Below are 18002 nucleotides of genomic sequence, written 5' to 3'. Positions count from 1 at the left end.
AGTGTAGGTATATAGCTGTAGAATAATTATTCGAACAAATTTTATTTTTCAATTAAAACAAGAAAAGAATATATTTCGTTCATTCCTCATTTATTGTATAGGTAACTTGAATTCCTCCTTACATTCACTGAATTTTCACTTGAGAGTCATACGCGTCACTAATAGCGGTATAAACATGCAATAAGTATAAAGTTCATAAAATATTCACAATTTTTATGAAAAATATACACATTTATTCCAATATATTCTATATAATAAAATGTAATAAGGCTTCTATGAATCTCATAGAATACCTTACCCCTAATAAAAAAGAAAAAAGAATCCATTTGGATTCTTTTTTCTTTTTTTAATTACATTACATATTTATATAAAGCATGTGCCACACCATGTTCTTCATTTGATAACGTTTCGTATTTACACATTGCTTTTATTTCTTCAACTGCATTTCCCATTGCAATTGATATATTCGCTTTTTCCATCATAGAAACATCGTTTAGTCCATCTCCTATCGCTACAGTGTTTTCAACCGGAATATTAAGATGTTCTGCTAAAGTATATAATCCATTCCCTTTTTGAGCATCTCGATGATTAATCTCTAAATTGTGCCAATATGAAGATGTAATTGCTAAATCTGTATTATGAAGAAATGTTTCTTTTAGTTTTTTTAATTTCTCAATATCATAAGAAAATGGTAATAGTTTATGCACATGTATATCTGTTTCTACAATTGGTTTACAACTTTCCGCACTATGAAACGCTGTATGCTCAAGATATAATGCTGCGATTGTTTCTAACTCTTTCAAGTCGAAATTTTCTTTTGAATTCTTCACATACTCAATTTCATTACGTACACTCTCTACTCCATAATCCGGTACATACACACCTTTATCAGTATAAAGCTGATAATATAAACCATTCTCTTCAAGATATTCTACAATTTCAAGTGCCTGCATATTTTGAATTGGATATCTCTTCATCATTTTTTTATCTTTATATATAAGAGCCCCATTTTCCGCAATGATTGGACACTCTAAATTAACTTCTAACAATAATCGCTCAATGTCAACAATAGAACGTCCTGTACAAATTGCTACAACATGGCCAGCTTCTTGACATGTTCGAATTGCTTCTGCATTTTCTTTACTTATCATTTTATTCCCCGAAAGAAGAGTTCCATCTAAATCAATTGCGATTAATTTCATTATTTCTTCACCACTTTCTATAAATACACGAGTTCTAATTAATTATTAGGTATCGTTTCCATACAATCCTCGTGAGGTACTTCTTATTTATAATTTATGAAAAGCGTTTCAGGTCAAGAAATAATTAAAAATAAAATCCAAAGCTTTTCTTTTTAAAAAAGCTTTGGATTTTAAACTATGAATTATAACTAATGTATTTTGTCTCACACATGTACACGTTTTTTTCTTCAGTTGGGATATATACTTTAAACTTTTCTAATCGTTTTCCATAGACATGAATCGTAATAACGCTTTCATTTTCGCTAATTTCAAGAATATGACAATCTGCTGGTGGAATTACTTTATCAGTTTCTCCTTCTCCCAAATAAAGATTTCCTGTATGTGTTAAATAAACAAGTGAATTTCCAAGTTGTTTCGTTTGTATAAAGTTCTGCACCATTATCCTTCCTGAAAAAACGCCTTCTACTCCCCATGTGCCGTCATGATCATGTAAAGGTGTAGATTGTCCATCTTTCCATACGAGAGCTAGTACTTCAAAACGTTTGAGCGGATCTTCATACAATAAATGTCTTGCATATTGGGTCAAATTGGCCTTCTGTTTTTCTAACGGAAGCCATGTTTTCTTTTCTAAAAGTTCTTCTAGTAATTTTTCAATGCCACACACTATTTCTTCTTCAAATAAACCGTTTTCCATAAGATCTGTAACACCTTTAATAAACTTTTGAAATGATTTACTTCCATTACAAGTCAACATAAGAATCCTCCTCTACGTTTTATACAATTCCATATTAAGGTAATTGCCGAAAACTCACAATTGAGAAACAAAAAAACAAGATGCAAATGTATGCACCTTGTTAAGATTTTTATTTGGCTTTCAATCGAATAGGTAAGTATTTTAATGTTTGTTCATTTTCCAATATACATTTTTCTAAACAGAAAGATGGAGATAGCTCTATTTTTTCAAAAGCATTTATAAAGGTAGTTAATGCAATCTCAGCTTCTAAACGTGCAAGTGGTGCTCCTAAGCAAAAGTGAGGACCTTTCCCAAAGGTTAAATGCTTTTCATTTCCTGTTCGATGTACATTAAATTGAGAGGCTTGTGAAAATTTTTTCTCATCTAAATTCGCTGCACTAACCCACGCAACAATCATCTGATTCTTTTTCATGAAAGGACCAAATATATTTGTATCCTCTGTAATCCTCCGGGCCAATGTAACAGGAAAGCGATAGCGTAATACTTCCTCAATCGCTTTTGAAATTAAGTTAGGTTCTTTTCTTAACTCTTCATAAATTCCAGGTGAATCTACTAAAAAGCAATAAAAGCTATTAATAATTAAATTTGTAGTGGTTTCATTCCCAGCCGCTAGTAAACCTAATGAAAAGGTTACAATTTCTTCATCGGTTAATCTTTCGCCTTCATATTCAGCTCGAATTAAATCAGAAATGATATCATCGGTTAAATGATATCTCTTTTCCTGAACAATCGGTAGAAGGTATGCTTTGAATTCATGTAATGCTATCCCTTTCTCGGCATCCAGGTCATTAAACTTTTCTTTACTATACGGCATAAATAAAATATCAGACCATTCTTTAATTTTTTTACGATCTGTTGTTGGGACTCCTAATAAATCGGAAATAACGGTAACAGGTAAAGGTGCAGCAAACTGTTCAACGATATTAACTTCACTACATTTTTCGATATGTTGTACAAGTTCATCTGCGATAGCCTGTATTCGAGGTTTCCACTGTTCTAAACTTCTTGGAGTAAATGCCTTAGAAACAATGGAACGTACATTGCGATGTTCTGGTGGATCTGTAGAGTTTATATTTATTCTAGTTTCTAAAGGAGGGATTGAGAATTGTCTGCGCTCCCTTCTACTTGAAAATAAGCGATAATCTGATAATACACGATTTACATCATCATATAAAAAAACATTCCATACATCCTGCTCTTCATCATAATGAACTGGGTGATTATCCCTCATCAAACGATACCATTCATATGGATTCCATAATTCTTCTTTTGTTTTCAGCTTTGAAATTTCATGAACTAAAATAACATTTTCAGGTGAAGCCATAGTTCTTTCCTCCCTTTTCTTTTACAATAAAAGTGATAGGTCGGCAGTCCAAAGTTGTATAAACTATCATATGTTATTTTAACATATACCAAAGGGGATTTTTCATTAGAGAACTTGAGAAATATATAAGGGGGATTTTTATGTACGTTGACATTTTACTACTAGCAGAATTAACGACAGGACCAAAACATGGATATGAAATTAAAAAAAATGTTCAAAATCGTTTAGGTGAAAATTTCGAATTAAATCACAACATGCTTTATCCTGCCCTTCGGCGCTTTGAAAATATGGGTGCTATAACGAAAAAAATACATAAACAAGTCGGAAAACCAAACCGAAATATGTACGATATAACAGAAACAGGAGAAGAAATTTTTTCTGAAATGTTACGAGAGTTTCCCGAAAAACTTGCGACAAACAATACAGAATTTCTTGTTCGTATTGCGCTATTTGAAAAACTTGACTATGAGGATAGAAAAGAGATTTTGACTGTACGTCAAAACGTACTATATAATCAGCTTACTGCTATTCAGTCTCTAGATGTTACCTCATCTTTTATTACTGAAGTCATTGAATTTAGTAAATCACGAATTGAACATGAATTGAGTTGGATTACATCACTTATGAAAAAAATATGAAAAAATAACAAGAAAAGTTAAAAACAATGAATGAAAATGATATTTATTATCAATACTATAATTAATAAAAGGGCAACCACGATTTGGCCACCCTTCAAACATTTACACTTCTGGATCGAAAGTTTTGCAATCTGTTTCTTCCGTTGTAGATGCATGTTTACCTTTATGACTTACTACGTAAATTGCCTCTGCACTACATTTATTACCGTTTGCCCAAAATTTACAGTTATTTACTTCACATAAAACGTCTTGTGCCATAGTATCACACCTCCTTGTTCTATTATCATTAACAAAATTCGGAGGTATGATACTCTTTGTCATGCATTTTTTATTCCCTTTTTAGCTTTCTTAATGGTTCAATATCTCCTCGTACAATCACATCTATATTTTCAGTTATTTTTTCAATGTCAAAATGCCACCATTGAATTTGTAATAATTCTTCTATTATTTCATTTGAAAATCTCTCTTTTATTTTATTTGCTGGATTTCCACCAACAATTGTATATGGTGCGACGTCTCTAGTCACAACAGATTTAGCTGCAATGATTGCACCATCTCCTATTTTTATTCCGGGCATAATAGTTGTGTCCATACCAATCCAAACGTCATTTCCTATAACTGTATCGCCTTTGTAAGGTAAATCAGACAAACTAGGTGTATACTTCTCCCACCCATTTCCAAAGATATTAAATGGATATGCCGAAAATCCATCCATCCGATGATTCGCTCCGTTCATAATAAAGTTAACTCCAGATGCAATACAACAAAACTTTCCAATAGTAAGGCGATCCCCAAGAAATTCATAATGATGTAATACTCGATCTTCAAATGTTTCTCCATCTTTCGCATCATAATAAGAATAGTCACCAACAAGTATATTAGGTTTTGTTATTGTATTTTTTATAAATTGCACGTTTTGATTTCCTTCAATAGGGTATTTAACATTTGGATTAGGATTCATTTTGTACGGCACTTCCTTTACCACTTATTTCACTTTCCACCACTATTACTGGCTTTAAATTGTATATAGGTAAAATAAACAATAATCCAATTATAAAAAGTAAAGCCGTCCCTTCATACATCATACTTAATGAAAACATCTCTTTTAAAGAACCGGCAATACTCATCGTTACCACCATTGAACCGGTAAAAAGCGGACTTAAAATACCATTTACACGACCTATAAAATCAGTATCGCTATTTTGAATAATAAGCGTATTAATACCAATTTGGATACAAGGAAGAGCTAAACCACTAAAAAGCTGCGCAGTAAGTGTCACCCATAAATTTGTAGAATATCCTATAATGCCAATACCAATTGCTTGACCAAGCATACCGATAATTAACATCTTTTGCGGAGCAACGTTTTTCGCAAATACCATTGCTAATGCTCCGCCAACAATCATTCCCGCACCATTAACTGTTAGTAGCCACTGTAAACTCTCTTTTGATAATCCTAGCTGCTCAGTCACAATAAATATACCTAATGGTTGAATTAATCCTATACCTAGTCCTGCAGCCATAAAGCAGAGCCCTAGCAAAGTTAACGCTTTTTTCTTTTTGACATACTTAATACCATCCTTCATCTCCTGCAGCAGAGTGATATCTTTCTTTTCTACGTCGTTTTCAAGATCTTTCGGAAGAAATAACAATACAACTGCCGCAAGTAAAAACGAGATACCTGTTATGATGATTGAAATGTAAATTCCAAAACTATGAAAGATAAATGTCCCTAGGATTGGTCCTAATACCATAAATATTGCAAATATCGTTTGATATATAGACATTGCTAATTGAATTTGTTCCGTTGATAAATGTTGTTTAAACAACTTCATTCCAGATGGTTGTGAAAACTGTGAAAGGATTGCAGAGATGAGTGTCACAAAAAACACAATTTTCCACGTTCCAAACATAAGCGTAATTAATACAGCGAATACTGAAATGGAACTTAACGTTTCACACCATATCATTGTCTTCTTTGGCTTCCACCTATCAGCAAAAGTACCGCCAATAAATGAAAAAATAAAAATTGGAGCGAATTCAGCAACTGAAATCATTGAAATAGCAAAAGCATCACCTTTTGTCATTTCCATTACATATAGTAATACCGCAAAGTTTCGAACCCATATTCCTATTTGTAAAAATAATGCTGATGCTAAAATCCCTTGTACAAACCGATTTTTTAATACTTGTGATACCCCATTGTTTTGTTTCGTTACTACATTTGTCGACATAAAAAAGCCTCCTATTTCATGTTCTGAACAGGAGGCAGCACAAATCATATAAAAAGACTATATATTCGCAGAGCGAAATACATCCCTTTTCTATAAATGTACAGACTAACCCTATTCAGAAGAATATTTCGTTTTTTAACGAAGATCTCTTACAAATAGAATTAGTTGATCATTGGGATGTCTTCACCCTTCCGTTTCGAATTTAAATAACACATACATACTCTATGTAAATCATTTTCGATGTATGCATGTCTACTTTTAACTATTCTAGAAAGTTAAAGGCAATTCCTCTAAAGAACGCATTAAATAATTACCTTGCCATTTAATTTCTTCACGGTTCCCTTTTATTTGTAGTTCAGGCATTCGATTAAACAAAGTAGTAATAGCAATCTTTGCTTCTAACCTCGCAAGTGGAGCTCCTAAGCAGAAATGGCTACCATGACCAAAGGCAATATGGCGATTATTTTCCCGAGTAATATCGAATACTTCTGGGTTTTCAAATACAGTTTCATCACGGTTTGCAGAAGCTAAGGCAATGACAACCATATCTCCTTCTTCAATTTTTCGATCATGAATTTGAAAAGGTTCATCTGCCCATCTTGAAGTTGTAACCTCAACTGGAGAATAATATCGTAATCCTTCCTCAATAGCGGCATCAATTAATTTTGGATTTTCTTTCAATAACTGTAATTGATCTGGATTTTCAAGAAGTGCTAATACCGTATTTGTAATTAAATTCACTGTCGTCTCGTGTCCCGCCACAATTAGTAACATTATCATTGAATATAGTTCCCGAGCGCTAAGTTTATGTCCTTCACTCTCTGCAAGTATTAAAGCACTCACCAAATCTTCTTTTGGCTCTTTTCGTTTAATATCAACTAAATATTGAAGGTATGTAATAAACTCAGATAGTTGCTTTTCAGTTTCTCTTATTTCTTCTGGTGTTTCTGGGTAAGCAATAACAGCATGAGACCAAATTCTAAATTTCGCTTGATCTTCTTTTGGAATACCGAGCATTTCACTTATTACAATGATCGGTAAAGGGAATGAATAATCATCAACAAGATTTAATGAATTCTTTCGCTCGACTTCATTTAACAAATCATCTGCAATATCCTGTATTCTTCCTTCCAATTGCGTGATCATCTTCGGTGTAAAAGCTTTTTGTACGAGTGATCGTAAACGATTATGGTTAGGTGGATCTGAATTTAACATATGAGTAGTTAAATGATCACTATTGTCAACGGTAAGAAACACATTCAATGCATCTTGAGAAAATACATTGGCTGGATCTTTTTTTAAGCGACTGTCTTTTAAAAGCGGTAAGGCATCTTCATATCTTGTGATAAGCCATTCCGCACCTAGTTCAGTTTTATTCACAAATAAGATAGGTTGCATTTTTCTAGATTCTTTATAAATTTCATACGCATCTTCTTTAAACTGAGCTGAAGCTAAATTAATGCCATCCTCTATGCTTAACCCAACTTTGTTTTTCATTGACATTGTATTCCCTCACTCTCATTTGTTTTTGAAAACCAACCAACATATGCATTATACTCTAATAAAAACGCGAAAATTGTAAATTTTCAATGGAAATCTTACTTCGTATATTGAAAAATAAAAAAGTGAGAGAGTACAATCGTTTTACTCTCCCACTTCTCTTTATGCGAAGCACATAAAATTACTAATTTGTTGATAGCGATAACTTACTTTACGACGACGACCACCTTGCCAAGTGTAACCTGATACTCCGCTTCTTCTCACTTCAGTCGGAAAGAACCATAAATCCCTTCCAAAAGGTCCAGGACGATGTAAACGTAAATAGCCCCATCTTCCTAAACAGTTACACATCCATGATTTCATATTGCCTGGTTGTGCTGGAGAAGCAAATGTAGACGGTAACGATGGCGCTTGTGACGGTGGTGGTGACGTTGGAGCATCCTCCGCATCATCTGGTCTGTAATCTTCTTGTTCAATATCTCTCACTTCATTTGTAGGTTCATACCCGTAGTTTTGTGGATTATAATACATCGCTTGATCATATGGATAATTTTGTTGGTTATACATATTAACAAATCACCTTCTTTTCATTCATTACCTTTATCATTCATATGTGATATGCCCTCTCTGGGAAGCTTATGTATAGCCCAAATTCAACTTAAAAAACTCGTATTATTAAAAATACGAGTTTTTCAAAAATAGAATATTTTTATCATCTCCTTAACTTCACACTATAAAAACGCATTTCATCTAACGAACCTTCAAATTCAAATACTTCTTGTTTAATTAATTGTTTCAAGCGATATTCTAAGAAAGTATCTCCAACCAATTGTTCAACAAGACCAAGTGCTTCACCAATTACTCTAGGAGCTTTGAGGAACTCTCGATCAGCACCCACACTTTTCGCGCATTCAATTATAAATTGATCAAAATAATCTTCTTGTACAAAATGCACTTCATTTTCTTTCCACACTCTTAAACATTCTATGCTTTCCGATAATCTATTCCACTCATGTTCAAACTTCATGCGCTTCTTTTCAGTTAAATAAGGTAACTTTATAAAACTTTTTTGGAATAGAGCTAAACTTTCAGGTGGTAATTCTCCCGTGCCACGAATATCATACTCTTGTTTTAATATTTCTCTGCTTGCTTCAGACGTATTAATTATTCGAATGTTTTTCTTATCCTTTAATTGTGCTATTACAAAACTTAGACCTACATGTTCATGTGCATTATCAGCCCTCCAAATTGTAATAGGCGTTTCAACAGGAATAGTATGTAGTTCTTCTATAGTTGCTATAAATCTTAATAAATATTCTTCTTCAAAATAACTATCATAAGCAGTTAAGTTATTTATTAACCACTCCTGTCTTGCTAGTTTCCCCTCATTCGTATGCAACCTATATATCGGTCAATTGAAAAAAATTCCGAAAAAGCAACAACACTCTCTTCAAATAATTCTTCTTGACTTAACATATATTTTAAGCAACCAGCCGTTGAATCATCAAAAGCAATATGTACGTGCGTACTTTCTTTTACATTCCTTTTATAAGTAGGATTACTTGTTAATTGTTTCGGAATATCCATCAAATTTTTAATTGTATCTTCACTATAGTTTTCTTCTAATAAGTTTAACTGTATGAGAATACTTTGAAGTAAATCTTTAGCCTCATCTTCATACATATCCTCTACAGCATTTTTAATTTTATCTATCACACAAATCCCTCTATTCATTTCAAAAATAACGTAGATTATAGTGTATCATTTTAGTATAGTTCTTTAAAGTCAAATCCAGATTACTACAGCAATCTGGATTTTTAACAAAAGCTCTTCTTATATTTTTGAATTGCTAAATATTTTTACTTTGAAAATCCTTGTATCTAAATGTATAATTATATAAAAACAAAAATATAGGAGCTATATTTATGGATAAAGTACTTACAAATTATAAACATTACTTAAAAAATTGGAGATTTATATTTATTTGCATACTACCTGCTATCGCCTTATTCGTTACTTTCTATGTCATCTTCGAACTACTGTTTCATCAAGATTTCTACCTATCTAACTTAATTTCTGCTATCATATTATTTTTAATATTTATTAACGTTAAAGATAAATTTAAAATTAAAGGCTAAAAAACACTATTTCAAAATAGCCCTTTATTATTGCATCCTACTATAAAATAAGGCTCGTAGTAGATTTTCATAAAAAATAAGAGCACCCTGCAATTGGATGCTCTTATGTGATTAGAGGTTTTTTCTGAGTATTAAATAGGACACGAAGATCTTGTCCTACTACATAATATATGCTTGTACTTATTATTTCGTGCATATATTATGCAACATGTTCAGGTACTTAATATATGCATAGTCATTGCTATAAAATTTACTCAAATATTTACTGTACGATTATCATATTTATAAATTAAAAAACATCCCCAATGGATGTTTTTTATCTAACATTTTAAGCTTCCATAAACTTAGCCGGTACACCAATTTTTTCAACTACAGAAGATATATTAGTAGGATTAATCATTACATTTTCAATACATACTAATTTATTTTCTAATATCCCATTCTCTGTAGTAATAAGTTCTTCAAACCGATCTAAAGTCATTGAGAATTTGTGTTCACTTCCACCATTCATACTAACTTTTACATACTTCATAGTGTCACCGCCTTTCATAATAATTTACATTTCGACAAGAATGCGCTTACATCCTTTTTATTTACTCTTAGATTTCTCACGTTTACATGTATTTTGAGAAAAGAAACTACTATTATTTACTCACAAAATTATTGTTAATAAGAAAGATAAAGATAACAATGCACAAAGTGGAATATATAAACCGGTATCCATTCTAGCAAAGTGTGTATCTTTTTGTCGTTTAAAGATACCAAAATAATTGAACTCACCAATTACTCTAATAGAAAAGACGATCATACAAATCCAGGAACCGACTTGAATAATAACATTAGGAACTGCAAAATGAACAATTTTTGCTTGTTGCAACAAAATTATTGCTGCCATACTTAATAATAATGCAATGACCAATGTCATTCCGGCATGAGGTGTAAACGCCTTTTCCCCTGCTTTAGTTGGAATAACACTATTTGTCCCCCAATTACCTCCGAAAGCCCAATATACATGTAAAAAACTAACTAAGAATAATATACAAACAGATATATATGTAATAATAAGCATTTTATCCTCCCCTTATTTTATTTAACTTCTCATCTATAAAATATGCTATTCCCCTTTCATTAGCAACCTTCATTTAATTACATAAAAAACCCCGTAATGATTTATCAATATTAAGATAAGTCATTACGGGGTTATTAAACCTCATTATGCATTATACCTATTTCTTCGGCGTTCCATCCTTGTTTGACCTTGAACTGCATTTTCTTTGAATGGATCTATTTGCTCTGTCATTTCATATGTTGCAACTGGTTCTTCGTACTTATACTCATGGATCTTTTCTGGCATTTTACTTTTAGATTCTTTCCCACCAAACTTAAATAGTTTCATCTTTAATTTCGGCAATCTTGGAAGTCGAATCTTAATTGATAATCTTTTGCGTTTCTTTTTTGGTCCAAGTAGATTTATATTTTCTTTATTATCTTTCTCTTTGCGGTGAATGAACATCGCAAGTAATCCTCCTAATACAAGTCCTCCAATTAATAGTAATATATATACATAATGGCTTGTCATTAAACTCGTTATGCGTTCAAGTATGACTAACGACTGTACTTCTTTTATATCCCATAGTAAAGCGGCCCATAATGAGAATAAGCCCAAAGTAAGTCCATATGTACGAAAACGGAATAAACATGGAATTAACGCGACACATGCAGCAATTTTCGCATTTGCTATGATTGAACTTGTTGAAATATCCTGATGCCAAATAACTAACAGTAATGTTATAAATGGCGCATACGCTATCCAGCTGCATATACGTGAATACATCTTTTTAGCAAAATAACTACCGAAACTAGTAAAAAATAAAAGCCCTCCAATATATATAGATTGTTCTAGAGGGATTTGCTTTGTAAGTCCTGCAATTGGAAAGAGGCCGCTCAATAGCATTAAGAGCACATCTAATTTCTTCACAATTCCCCATTCCTTTCAAATTTTTTCAATTAATAAAAATCTTTTTCCATATGATATAGTTTTTGTATTTCTAAAAAACATATTAATCCTGTCTGCACATAAAGTAAATATGTAAACGAAAAGATACTTGACAAAGGATATCCTTATTTACATAAAAAAATGACAAATCCTGATCGATATAACGAGCAGTATTTGTTTACTAGTATTTAAAGTAGAGTAATTGAATCTTTCTTTTCTACCTTTACTACATCTACATCCAATTCATCATCAAATTCTTTAAACTCTCTTGCATCTATGTCAGTAATATAAGTCTTCATTACCTTTTCCATATGTACGGAATATGTCATGTGTACATTCTTTTTCGAAAGCATACTAGAATTACAGCACATGTAATGTATCATTTTAGCGATATAATCCCTTTCTACAGGTTTTACACCCAATGGTAAAATTTCAAGTATATATCGCTGAAAAATCCCACTACAATTAAGTGAATATTCACCAGTGCTATAATACATCCCTTTTTGATCTGCATATAAGCCAATGCTATCTAGAGCATCATCAGATTCTATTACACCGTAACTCGGTACATCAAAACCTGTATTTATTCTAATAATATTTAAATTTGGAACCTTTAACACCTCTGGAACAATATCAGGTAAAATATCTATATTAATTTCTTTATTTTGTAACTCTTTTATCCAATATTTTCTCAAATTTGCATCTACAATGAAGTAAACTTGTTCATTTTGTTCTTTTGCATATTGTACAATTTCCATTAATGTTTCGAAAACATATTGTTTAAAAAGAGCCCCCATATCATTTCTCTTTGATGGTTGTGGTAAAAATGCATTATGTTTATTTATATTTAATAATACGTAATCAATCGTTTGCCACTCTGTACTCCCATATAATTTATATAAAATTTCTTTTCCTTTTATTTTTGAAAAAATAGGTAAGAAATCGAATTTCGATATTCGTTCAATTGATAAACTAACATATGTACAAGGTAAATTTATCTTATTCCAACTACGCCTCAAAAATCCTTTTTGTTCTAATAGACTAAAAACACTATTTACAATTGTTTTACGAGATACATTTTGTCCTATAAATAAATTAATAAATGTTGAAATACGGTTTGTTCGTGCAAATCCCTCTCTAATGATTTGTTTTGGATCAATTTTTTCGCGTCCATCACAATTTTTCATTGCGATTAATGCTAATGTCGCATCACTGCGCTTACCCGCGGTAGCATAGACAGCTTTCTTAACATCATCTACAAGATTTGTTTTATATTTTTGGCAATATTGCATTTTATATGGATTTTGTAACACCTTTTCAATATTGTATCTCACAATCTTTAATAACACTGGAAAATCTGTATTCAATACATAAGAATTTTCACCAACTTTAGTCAAAACAATTTCGCTATCAAGTAATGCTTGTTCTATTTCCAGCGCTATATTTTCAGACCAAACTTCTAATGTTAATGTCTCTAATCCTTTTGGTGCAAATAAAGGAAATAATTCATTTTTGTTATTTGTAGATACCTTTTTACATTCTGGAAGTATTGTGAAATAAGAGAATTTACGCTGAAATTCTTTAAATAAATACTCTCTTTCCTTTACTGTTATACCCGGTTCTATTTTAGTACCTTGAACTTTATAAATTCTCTCATTGTATGGAAATAACACCCTTTTATTTTCTCCTACAATATAATCTTTCGGATATTGGAGAATATGGTCTAAATCCACCTCTCCCCCTATTTGAAAATCATCTTTTAAATTTCTAAATATCTTAATCCATTTCATGCCGGTTGTAGCTTGTTGTATTTTTAGTTTTACAAACCGTATTTTTTTATTATTTGACGCAAACTCTGAGGTAGAAATCAATATCATGCCTCGTTTTCGTCTTAAAAGTAAAGGAATATCTGGATGATTATATTCTTGATAAAATCTCCGAATTCCTATTGAAATATTTAATAATGGAGCGTTCTCACCACCGCGGGTTATGCATTCGAATCGATATACATAGGAGAAAAAATCTTGTGTTTTTTCATCTTTTATCGGCCCTGACATCGCCTCACAAATATTTTGTGATCTAAGAGGGAAAAAATAGATTTCTTCTTCATTTGTATTTTCTAAATATATAGGACGCTCACAAAAAATATGTGAGATTAAAGCGGGCACCCACTTAGAATACGTTTCATTATCATGTAGTACTGGCAAATTAGAAATCAAATCGGATTGCCATTCATATTTTGGTGGTTCTACTAATCTATTTGGTTTCCAATCATGAATAATCTCATACCAACTTTGAAAAATATAATCGAGCTGCTCTTGTCTAATAGGTTCTTTCGATACAATCCATGGTGTATTTTCATTTAATACGTACGGGTTATGCTGAATAAACAATATATCCGAAAACATATCATACAATCTTTCATTCAAACGTTTCAACTTACTCGTTAATAAAAATGTCTTATAATGTATCTCTACGATGTCCAGCCATTCAATAGGAAAGTATATAAATGATACCTTTTCATTTAAAAGGGGTTCTACTATATTTTCAAATGTTAGCAGCCTTAATTTTTTCATAAAATGATTCCTTCCTTTCTTCAGTTGTCTTGATTATCAAAAAGCTAGAACAATAGTTACTTAATCTAATCCATTTAAACCAAGTATTTAAAAGAAACGTAAAAACTGTTTATCTACATAAATTATTATCAAACCGACTCTTTTAAAAATTCAAAGTAATTATCATGTATAACACCTCTATTATATTTGAATTTCGATACATTCAAATTATACATTACACTTAATGCATTGTACTTATCATTTACAATATCTTTACAAAAAAACCAAAAAAGAACACCTTAATTCGGTGCCCTTTTTACAAATATCAACCTTTATGTCATTGAACATATAGATAACAGTAATCCCCCAAATGAAATTGCTCCTAGTAAACCTACTACAACTCCTGTTAAACAAATACAATCAGCAAGACAAATAGAAGACTGCGATAATGGAACAAATGACCTACTTGTACTCGAACCATATTGTTTTATTTTCTCATAATTCACATCTAACATTAGATGTAAACATGTTACACCATCCTCAATAGTATGTAGAGGTTCTTTTTCTAATCGCTCCAATAATTTACTATCAAAAGCAACTGATAGAGGATACTGCTTATCTAATTTCATATTTTGATAAATTAGTTGCAAACGAGATAATATATTGTTTTTCTTCTTTTCAGATGTTACTGTACATTTCATTTTATTAAATTCATTTAATAACAGTGTCAATTCATCTCTTTTTCCGTATAAATCTTTAGCTATTTTTCTCTTTAGTTTATACGAATGGATAATAGATTTTAGTTCAATCATATTCATACACTTCCTAATTACATATTATTTACCCAATTATTTTATAGATAAACAGTACTTTTTAATCTTATTTAAATTACACTCAAGCATCTTCACTTACTATCGATTAACATTACATTAACCTTACAAAGTTGTAATGAATTCATTAGCTAGAAGGAATCAATCCCTAAACCAGGCAGATATTTGATGATAAAACCATAAGAAAAAAGCAATGATTAGATTTTAAATCTAGTCATTGCTTTATCCATCACCTCTTGATTACACCTATATATCTTATTGTTACTCTTTCACTTGAATGATTGAATATATCAATTATAATAATGGCTATATTCTTTGTCGGCACGTACATATATAAAACTAATGTTTTTTAATTGATAAGGTGAAACTTTAATTAGCCCTCACCAATTGGGCTTTTATGGGTAGTCCGCCACCTAACTTCTCTTTGCTCCCGCTGAATTTTTTAGGGTCTTACTGCCCTGCAAATAGCAGGATAAATGCAATCAATATTCATACGTTATAATAGTACCAGTAGTATCAGTAGTACCACTAAAACCATCAAAACAGTTAGAGCAACCACCACAACCGCCACAACCTCCACAACCTCCGCAACCAAAACAACCGAAGCAACCAATACAACGGAATCCACCACAACGGAATCCGCCACAACGACCTCCACCACAACCACCACAACGACCACAACCGCCACAGCGACGAGCAGCATCTTCAATATAGTAATATGGATATTGGTTTTGCTGGTCCCAATAGACAATATTTCCAGACCGGTAATCATTAAGACTTAACGCTTGTAGTTCTTGTTGAAACTGATTCATTTTCATAACCTCCGTTTATAAAATACAACCTCATTGATGCTTCCCTATATTTCTGTTCGTTACATCTAAGTAAAAATAGCGCTATAAACTAAGTTCAATACGTACACCAACAAAGTATGACTTATCACTAAATGATGCACCTTGTTCATATACCTATTTTTGCTATGGGCTCATTTTTATAAAGTGAAACTTTAATCAGTGGGGGGAAGTTCATCCCCCGCTGATTATTAGCCCTCACCAATCAGGCTTTTACGAACAGCCCGTTAATGCGGAATAAATAAAAATTAAAAAATATGAATTCTAGCGTCATATCTTCATACCTACTAAATTCAATTAATTTCTCAATAATTATGTTGCCATATCCTATATATTTTCGTCTGCCGCTTAGATTTTTCTGTACTGTAAATGCCTTTCGCTATAACACCTCCAAGTAACCGGTTTCTATGACGGATAAGAAATTCCTACAAAGAAAAAAGCCCTTATTAGGGCTTTTCATTCTATTTCTCCAGCAAAACTCTCTATGAAATTCCTAATAGAAAAAAGACACACTTAGATTGATGCGTCTTTTTGTGATGCCTCTTTTGTGAAATCATATAAAGCAATTGCGCCTAAAAGAACAAGTATACCTTGAGGAACATCTAGCAAAATAGTTTTCCAAATTTCTGGAATTACCCATTTAATATCTGCTGCTGTTTCAAGATATGTTTGGAAATAGCTGATTGTAAAATTAATTATCCCTAAAAATACAAACAACGATAAACCAAATCGAATTAATTTCTTATTTGTAAACATATAACACCTCTCAAAATTCATTGGATATTCCTGCTTTTGCTTCTTTATATTTCCATATCTTTATATCTAATTTTAACACATAAAGAACTCAAAAAAATACGATATGCATATTTGCATATCGTATTAACAACACTCCATGATAATTTAGAAATTCCTGCAAAGAAAAAACAACTCCGTTACAGCTAACAGCTCGGGTTTCTTTTCTTATTTAACTTCATACCACCAACATTTACGTTCTTTGATTGTAAAATAAATGTGACAGAAGTTTATCCAGTTAATGCGTAGACAAGTAAATGAGCTAAATTATCGATATTCTATTTCGCCATATCCGTAGCACTAATGACTTTACGCAAATTTGACAAGAAAAAATATATAGATAGGTATGATCCATACCTATCTATAACATTACTTCTATTCTTTATCCAATTACGTCTTTTACGTCTGTATCCACTGGCCACTTTTCTAATGTATAAGCCATTTCCCAAAATGAATATTCATATTGACTGCTAATAATAAAATGCTGTTTCATACGTTTGCGGTCTGCCTCTGTTACTTTTTCAGCGATAGTATCTAAACGTGTAATTTGTTCTTCAACTAGCGTACGGAACCAATCAGATCCATAAGCAGAAATCCATTCGTTATAAATTGGCTCTTCCGGCTGGCACTCTTTTAAGTGTTCGCCAATTTCATAATACAACCAATAGCAAGGTAAAATTGCTGCAATGATATCTCCTAAATGCCCTTCATACGCAGCACGATACATATGTGAAGTATACGCATATGCAGTTGGCGCAGGAATAAAATTATCTTTTTCTTCTTTTGTTATCCCTAGCTTTTTAGCAAAATTCTCATGTAAAGATAACTCGGCCTCATATGTATTTTGAGCATGATGTGCCATACGAGCTGTCGTCTCTAATTCAAGAGCTTTTGCAGCTCCTAAAGTTTGTACTCTAGCAAAATGACTCAAATAATATGAATCTTGAAGCACATAATAGCGAAAACTAGCTAAATCTAATGTTCCTTCACCAAGTTTTTTTACAAAAGGATGGTTAAAACTCGCTTCCCAAATTGAATCTACTTCTTTACGTAATGATTGTGAAAAAGTCATTTAAATCCCTCCAATAATGTATAAAATATAAGTATTTATCCACAATTATTAAAGCTGTAAAATAAAAAAACTTTCTTTACAGGCGTAAAGAAAGTGAAATTGACAGTATTTATTTACTC

At 31.9% G+C, this 18002-nt stretch carries 18 protein-coding genes and 2 pseudogenes; 2 read left to right on the top strand and 18 right to left on the bottom strand.

The features are described 5' to 3' along the window. Window positions 1-350: 350 nt before the first annotated feature. The 3 genes from N2V79_RS12755 to N2V79_RS12745 all read right to left on the bottom strand — a co-directional run bounded on the left by N2V79_RS12755 (window position 351) and on the right by N2V79_RS12745 (window position 3280). Entirely contained in the window at window positions 351-1202 is an 852-nt protein-coding gene (locus tag N2V79_RS12755) for a Cof-type HAD-IIB family hydrolase (protein ID WP_000766393.1), read from the bottom strand. A gap of 175 nt (window positions 1203-1377) precedes the next feature. Continuing rightward, complete coding sequence (locus N2V79_RS12750; RefSeq protein WP_023522059.1) at window positions 1378-1956, bottom strand: cysteine dioxygenase family protein; 579 nt, start codon at window positions 1954-1956, stop codon at window positions 1378-1380. Window positions 1957-2065: 109 nt separating this feature from the next. Further along, window positions 2066-3280, bottom strand: coding sequence for a cytochrome P450 (locus N2V79_RS12745; RefSeq protein ID WP_053564342.1), 1215 nt, complete (start codon window positions 3278-3280; stop codon window positions 2066-2068). Window positions 3281-3420: 140 nt separating this feature from the next. Here N2V79_RS12745 and N2V79_RS12740 point away from each other — a divergent pair, with 140 nt between their 5' ends. Further along, window positions 3421-3918: a PadR family transcriptional regulator gene (locus N2V79_RS12740; protein WP_000289127.1), complete on the top strand. Its 498-nt coding sequence runs from the start codon at window positions 3421-3423 to the stop codon at window positions 3916-3918. A 102-nt stretch (window positions 3919-4020) separates the two neighbouring features. Here the strand turns inward: N2V79_RS12740 and N2V79_RS12735 are convergent, their stop codons facing one another. The 6 genes and pseudogenes from N2V79_RS12735 to N2V79_RS12710 all read right to left on the bottom strand — a co-directional run bounded on the left by N2V79_RS12735 (window position 4021) and on the right by N2V79_RS12710 (window position 9368). Further along, window positions 4021-4176 (bottom strand): DUF1540 domain-containing protein, encoded by a 156-nt coding sequence (locus N2V79_RS12735; RefSeq protein ID WP_000046095.1) that lies wholly within the window; start codon window positions 4174-4176, stop codon window positions 4021-4023. Window positions 4177-4246: 70 nt separating this feature from the next. Beyond that, window positions 4247-4879, bottom strand: a complete 633-nt coding sequence (locus N2V79_RS12730) for a Vat family streptogramin A O-acetyltransferase (RefSeq protein WP_053564343.1) — start codon at window positions 4877-4879, stop codon at window positions 4247-4249. Then, a complete protein-coding gene (locus N2V79_RS12725; protein ID WP_000106397.1) occupies window positions 4869-6152 on the bottom strand; it encodes an MFS transporter in 1284 nt (427 codons plus the stop codon). Before N2V79_RS12725 ends, N2V79_RS12730 begins: the two co-directional genes overlap by 11 nt. Window positions 6153-6419: 267 nt before the next feature. Next, window positions 6420-7655: a cytochrome P450 gene (gene cypA, locus N2V79_RS12720; protein WP_069355657.1), complete on the bottom strand. Its 1236-nt coding sequence runs from the start codon at window positions 7653-7655 to the stop codon at window positions 6420-6422. Window positions 7656-7814: 159 nt separating this feature from the next. Next, window positions 7815-8219: a hypothetical protein gene (locus tag N2V79_RS12715; protein WP_000282689.1), complete on the bottom strand. Its 405-nt coding sequence runs from the start codon at window positions 8217-8219 to the stop codon at window positions 7815-7817. Window positions 8220-8364: 145 nt separating this feature from the next. Further along, window positions 8365-9368 (bottom strand): annotated as a pseudogene (locus tag N2V79_RS12710) (DUF1835 domain-containing protein). Between the two features lie 209 nt (window positions 9369-9577). On the opposite strand from N2V79_RS12710, the gene N2V79_RS12705 reads away from it, so the two are divergent. Then, on the top strand, window positions 9578-9790 hold the full coding sequence (locus tag N2V79_RS12705; protein WP_000362069.1) for a hypothetical protein: 213 nt from the start codon (window positions 9578-9580) through the stop codon (window positions 9788-9790). A 328-nt stretch (window positions 9791-10118) separates the two neighbouring features. Here the strand turns inward: N2V79_RS12705 and N2V79_RS12700 are convergent, their stop codons facing one another. The 9 genes and pseudogenes from N2V79_RS12700 to tenA form a co-directional block, all read right to left on the bottom strand. After that, complete coding sequence (locus tag N2V79_RS12700) at window positions 10119-10322, bottom strand: hypothetical protein (RefSeq protein WP_000878369.1); 204 nt, start codon at window positions 10320-10322, stop codon at window positions 10119-10121. Between the two features lie 120 nt (window positions 10323-10442). Further along, a complete protein-coding gene (locus tag N2V79_RS12695; RefSeq protein ID WP_053564347.1) occupies window positions 10443-10859 on the bottom strand; it encodes a DUF3995 domain-containing protein in 417 nt (138 codons plus the stop codon). A gap of 144 nt (window positions 10860-11003) precedes the next feature. Beyond that, the gene (locus N2V79_RS12690; RefSeq protein ID WP_053564348.1) at window positions 11004-11768 is read right to left on the bottom strand and encodes a DUF3959 family protein; all 765 of its coding nucleotides are present in this window, start codon (window positions 11766-11768) and stop codon (window positions 11004-11006) included. 206 nt (window positions 11769-11974) lie between these two features. Further along, window positions 11975-14362 (bottom strand): RNaseH domain-containing protein, encoded by a 2388-nt coding sequence (locus tag N2V79_RS12685; RefSeq protein WP_340719925.1) that lies wholly within the window; start codon window positions 14360-14362, stop codon window positions 11975-11977. 311 nt (window positions 14363-14673) lie between these two features. Next, window positions 14674-15159, bottom strand: a complete 486-nt coding sequence (locus N2V79_RS12680) for a hypothetical protein (protein ID WP_053564402.1) — start codon at window positions 15157-15159, stop codon at window positions 14674-14676. 209 nt (window positions 15160-15368) lie between these two features. Further along, window positions 15369-15520 (bottom strand): annotated as a pseudogene (locus N2V79_RS12675) (site-specific integrase); the annotation flags it as partial. Window positions 15521-15653: 133 nt separating this feature from the next. Beyond that, on the bottom strand, window positions 15654-15983 hold the full coding sequence (locus N2V79_RS12670; protein WP_048564718.1) for a heterocycloanthracin/sonorensin family bacteriocin: 330 nt from the start codon (window positions 15981-15983) through the stop codon (window positions 15654-15656). Between the two features lie 549 nt (window positions 15984-16532). Next, window positions 16533-16796 (bottom strand): DUF3937 domain-containing protein, encoded by a 264-nt coding sequence (locus N2V79_RS12665; protein ID WP_002082716.1) that lies wholly within the window; start codon window positions 16794-16796, stop codon window positions 16533-16535. A gap of 397 nt (window positions 16797-17193) precedes the next feature. Then, on the bottom strand, window positions 17194-17883 hold the full coding sequence (gene tenA / locus N2V79_RS12660; RefSeq protein ID WP_053564403.1) for a thiaminase II: 690 nt from the start codon (window positions 17881-17883) through the stop codon (window positions 17194-17196). Window positions 17884-18002 lie beyond the last annotated feature (119 nt).

This window comes from Bacillus sp. CH_70 (genome assembly GCF_038007045.1).
Lineage (GTDB): Bacteria > Bacillota > Bacilli > Bacillales > Bacillaceae_G > Bacillus_A > Bacillus_A cereus.
This window is presented reverse-complemented; position numbering and strand designations above follow the sequence as displayed.

What these genes read in the sequence shown, in the direction of transcription:
- N2V79_RS12755 (WP_000766393.1), bottom strand. Translation starts at nt 1,202, where the DNA reads ATGAAATTAATCGCAATTGATTTAGATGGAACTCTTCTTTCGGGGAAT.
- N2V79_RS12750 (WP_023522059.1), bottom strand. Translation starts at nt 1,956, where the DNA reads ATGTTGACTTGTAATGGAAGTAAATCATTTCAAAAGTTTATTAAAGGT.
- N2V79_RS12745 (WP_053564342.1), bottom strand. Translation starts at nt 3,280, where the DNA reads ATGGCTTCACCTGAAAATGTTATTTTAGTTCATGAAATTTCAAAGCTG.
- N2V79_RS12740 (WP_000289127.1), top strand. Translation starts at nt 3,421, where the DNA reads ATGTACGTTGACATTTTACTACTAGCAGAATTAACGACAGGACCAAAA.
- N2V79_RS12735 (WP_000046095.1), bottom strand. Translation starts at nt 4,176, where the DNA reads ATGGCACAAGACGTTTTATGTGAAGTAAATAACTGTAAATTTTGGGCA.
- N2V79_RS12730 (WP_053564343.1), bottom strand. Translation starts at nt 4,879, where the DNA reads ATGAATCCTAATCCAAATGTTAAATACCCTATTGAAGGAAATCAAAAC.
- N2V79_RS12725 (WP_000106397.1), bottom strand. Translation starts at nt 6,152, where the DNA reads ATGTCGACAAATGTAGTAACGAAACAAAACAATGGGGTATCACAAGTA.
- cypA (WP_069355657.1), bottom strand. Translation starts at nt 7,655, where the DNA reads ATGTCAATGAAAAACAAAGTTGGGTTAAGCATAGAGGATGGCATTAAT.
- N2V79_RS12715 (WP_000282689.1), bottom strand. Translation starts at nt 8,219, where the DNA reads ATGTATAACCAACAAAATTATCCATATGATCAAGCGATGTATTATAAT.
- N2V79_RS12705 (WP_000362069.1), top strand. Translation starts at nt 9,578, where the DNA reads ATGGATAAAGTACTTACAAATTATAAACATTACTTAAAAAATTGGAGA.
- N2V79_RS12700 (WP_000878369.1), bottom strand. Translation starts at nt 10,322, where the DNA reads ATGAAGTATGTAAAAGTTAGTATGAATGGTGGAAGTGAACACAAATTC.
- N2V79_RS12695 (WP_053564347.1), bottom strand. Translation starts at nt 10,859, where the DNA reads ATGCTTATTATTACATATATATCTGTTTGTATATTATTCTTAGTTAGT.
- N2V79_RS12685 (WP_340719925.1), bottom strand. Translation starts at nt 14,362, where the DNA reads ATGAAAAAATTAAGGCTGCTAACATTTGAAAATATAGTAGAACCCCTT.
- N2V79_RS12680 (WP_053564402.1), bottom strand. Translation starts at nt 15,159, where the DNA reads ATGAATATGATTGAACTAAAATCTATTATCCATTCGTATAAACTAAAG.
- N2V79_RS12670 (WP_048564718.1), bottom strand. Translation starts at nt 15,983, where the DNA reads ATGAATCAGTTTCAACAAGAACTACAAGCGTTAAGTCTTAATGATTAC.
- N2V79_RS12665 (WP_002082716.1), bottom strand. Translation starts at nt 16,796, where the DNA reads ATGAATTTTGAGAGGTGTTATATGTTTACAAATAAGAAATTAATTCGA.
- tenA (WP_053564403.1), bottom strand. Translation starts at nt 17,883, where the DNA reads ATGACTTTTTCACAATCATTACGTAAAGAAGTAGATTCAATTTGGGAA.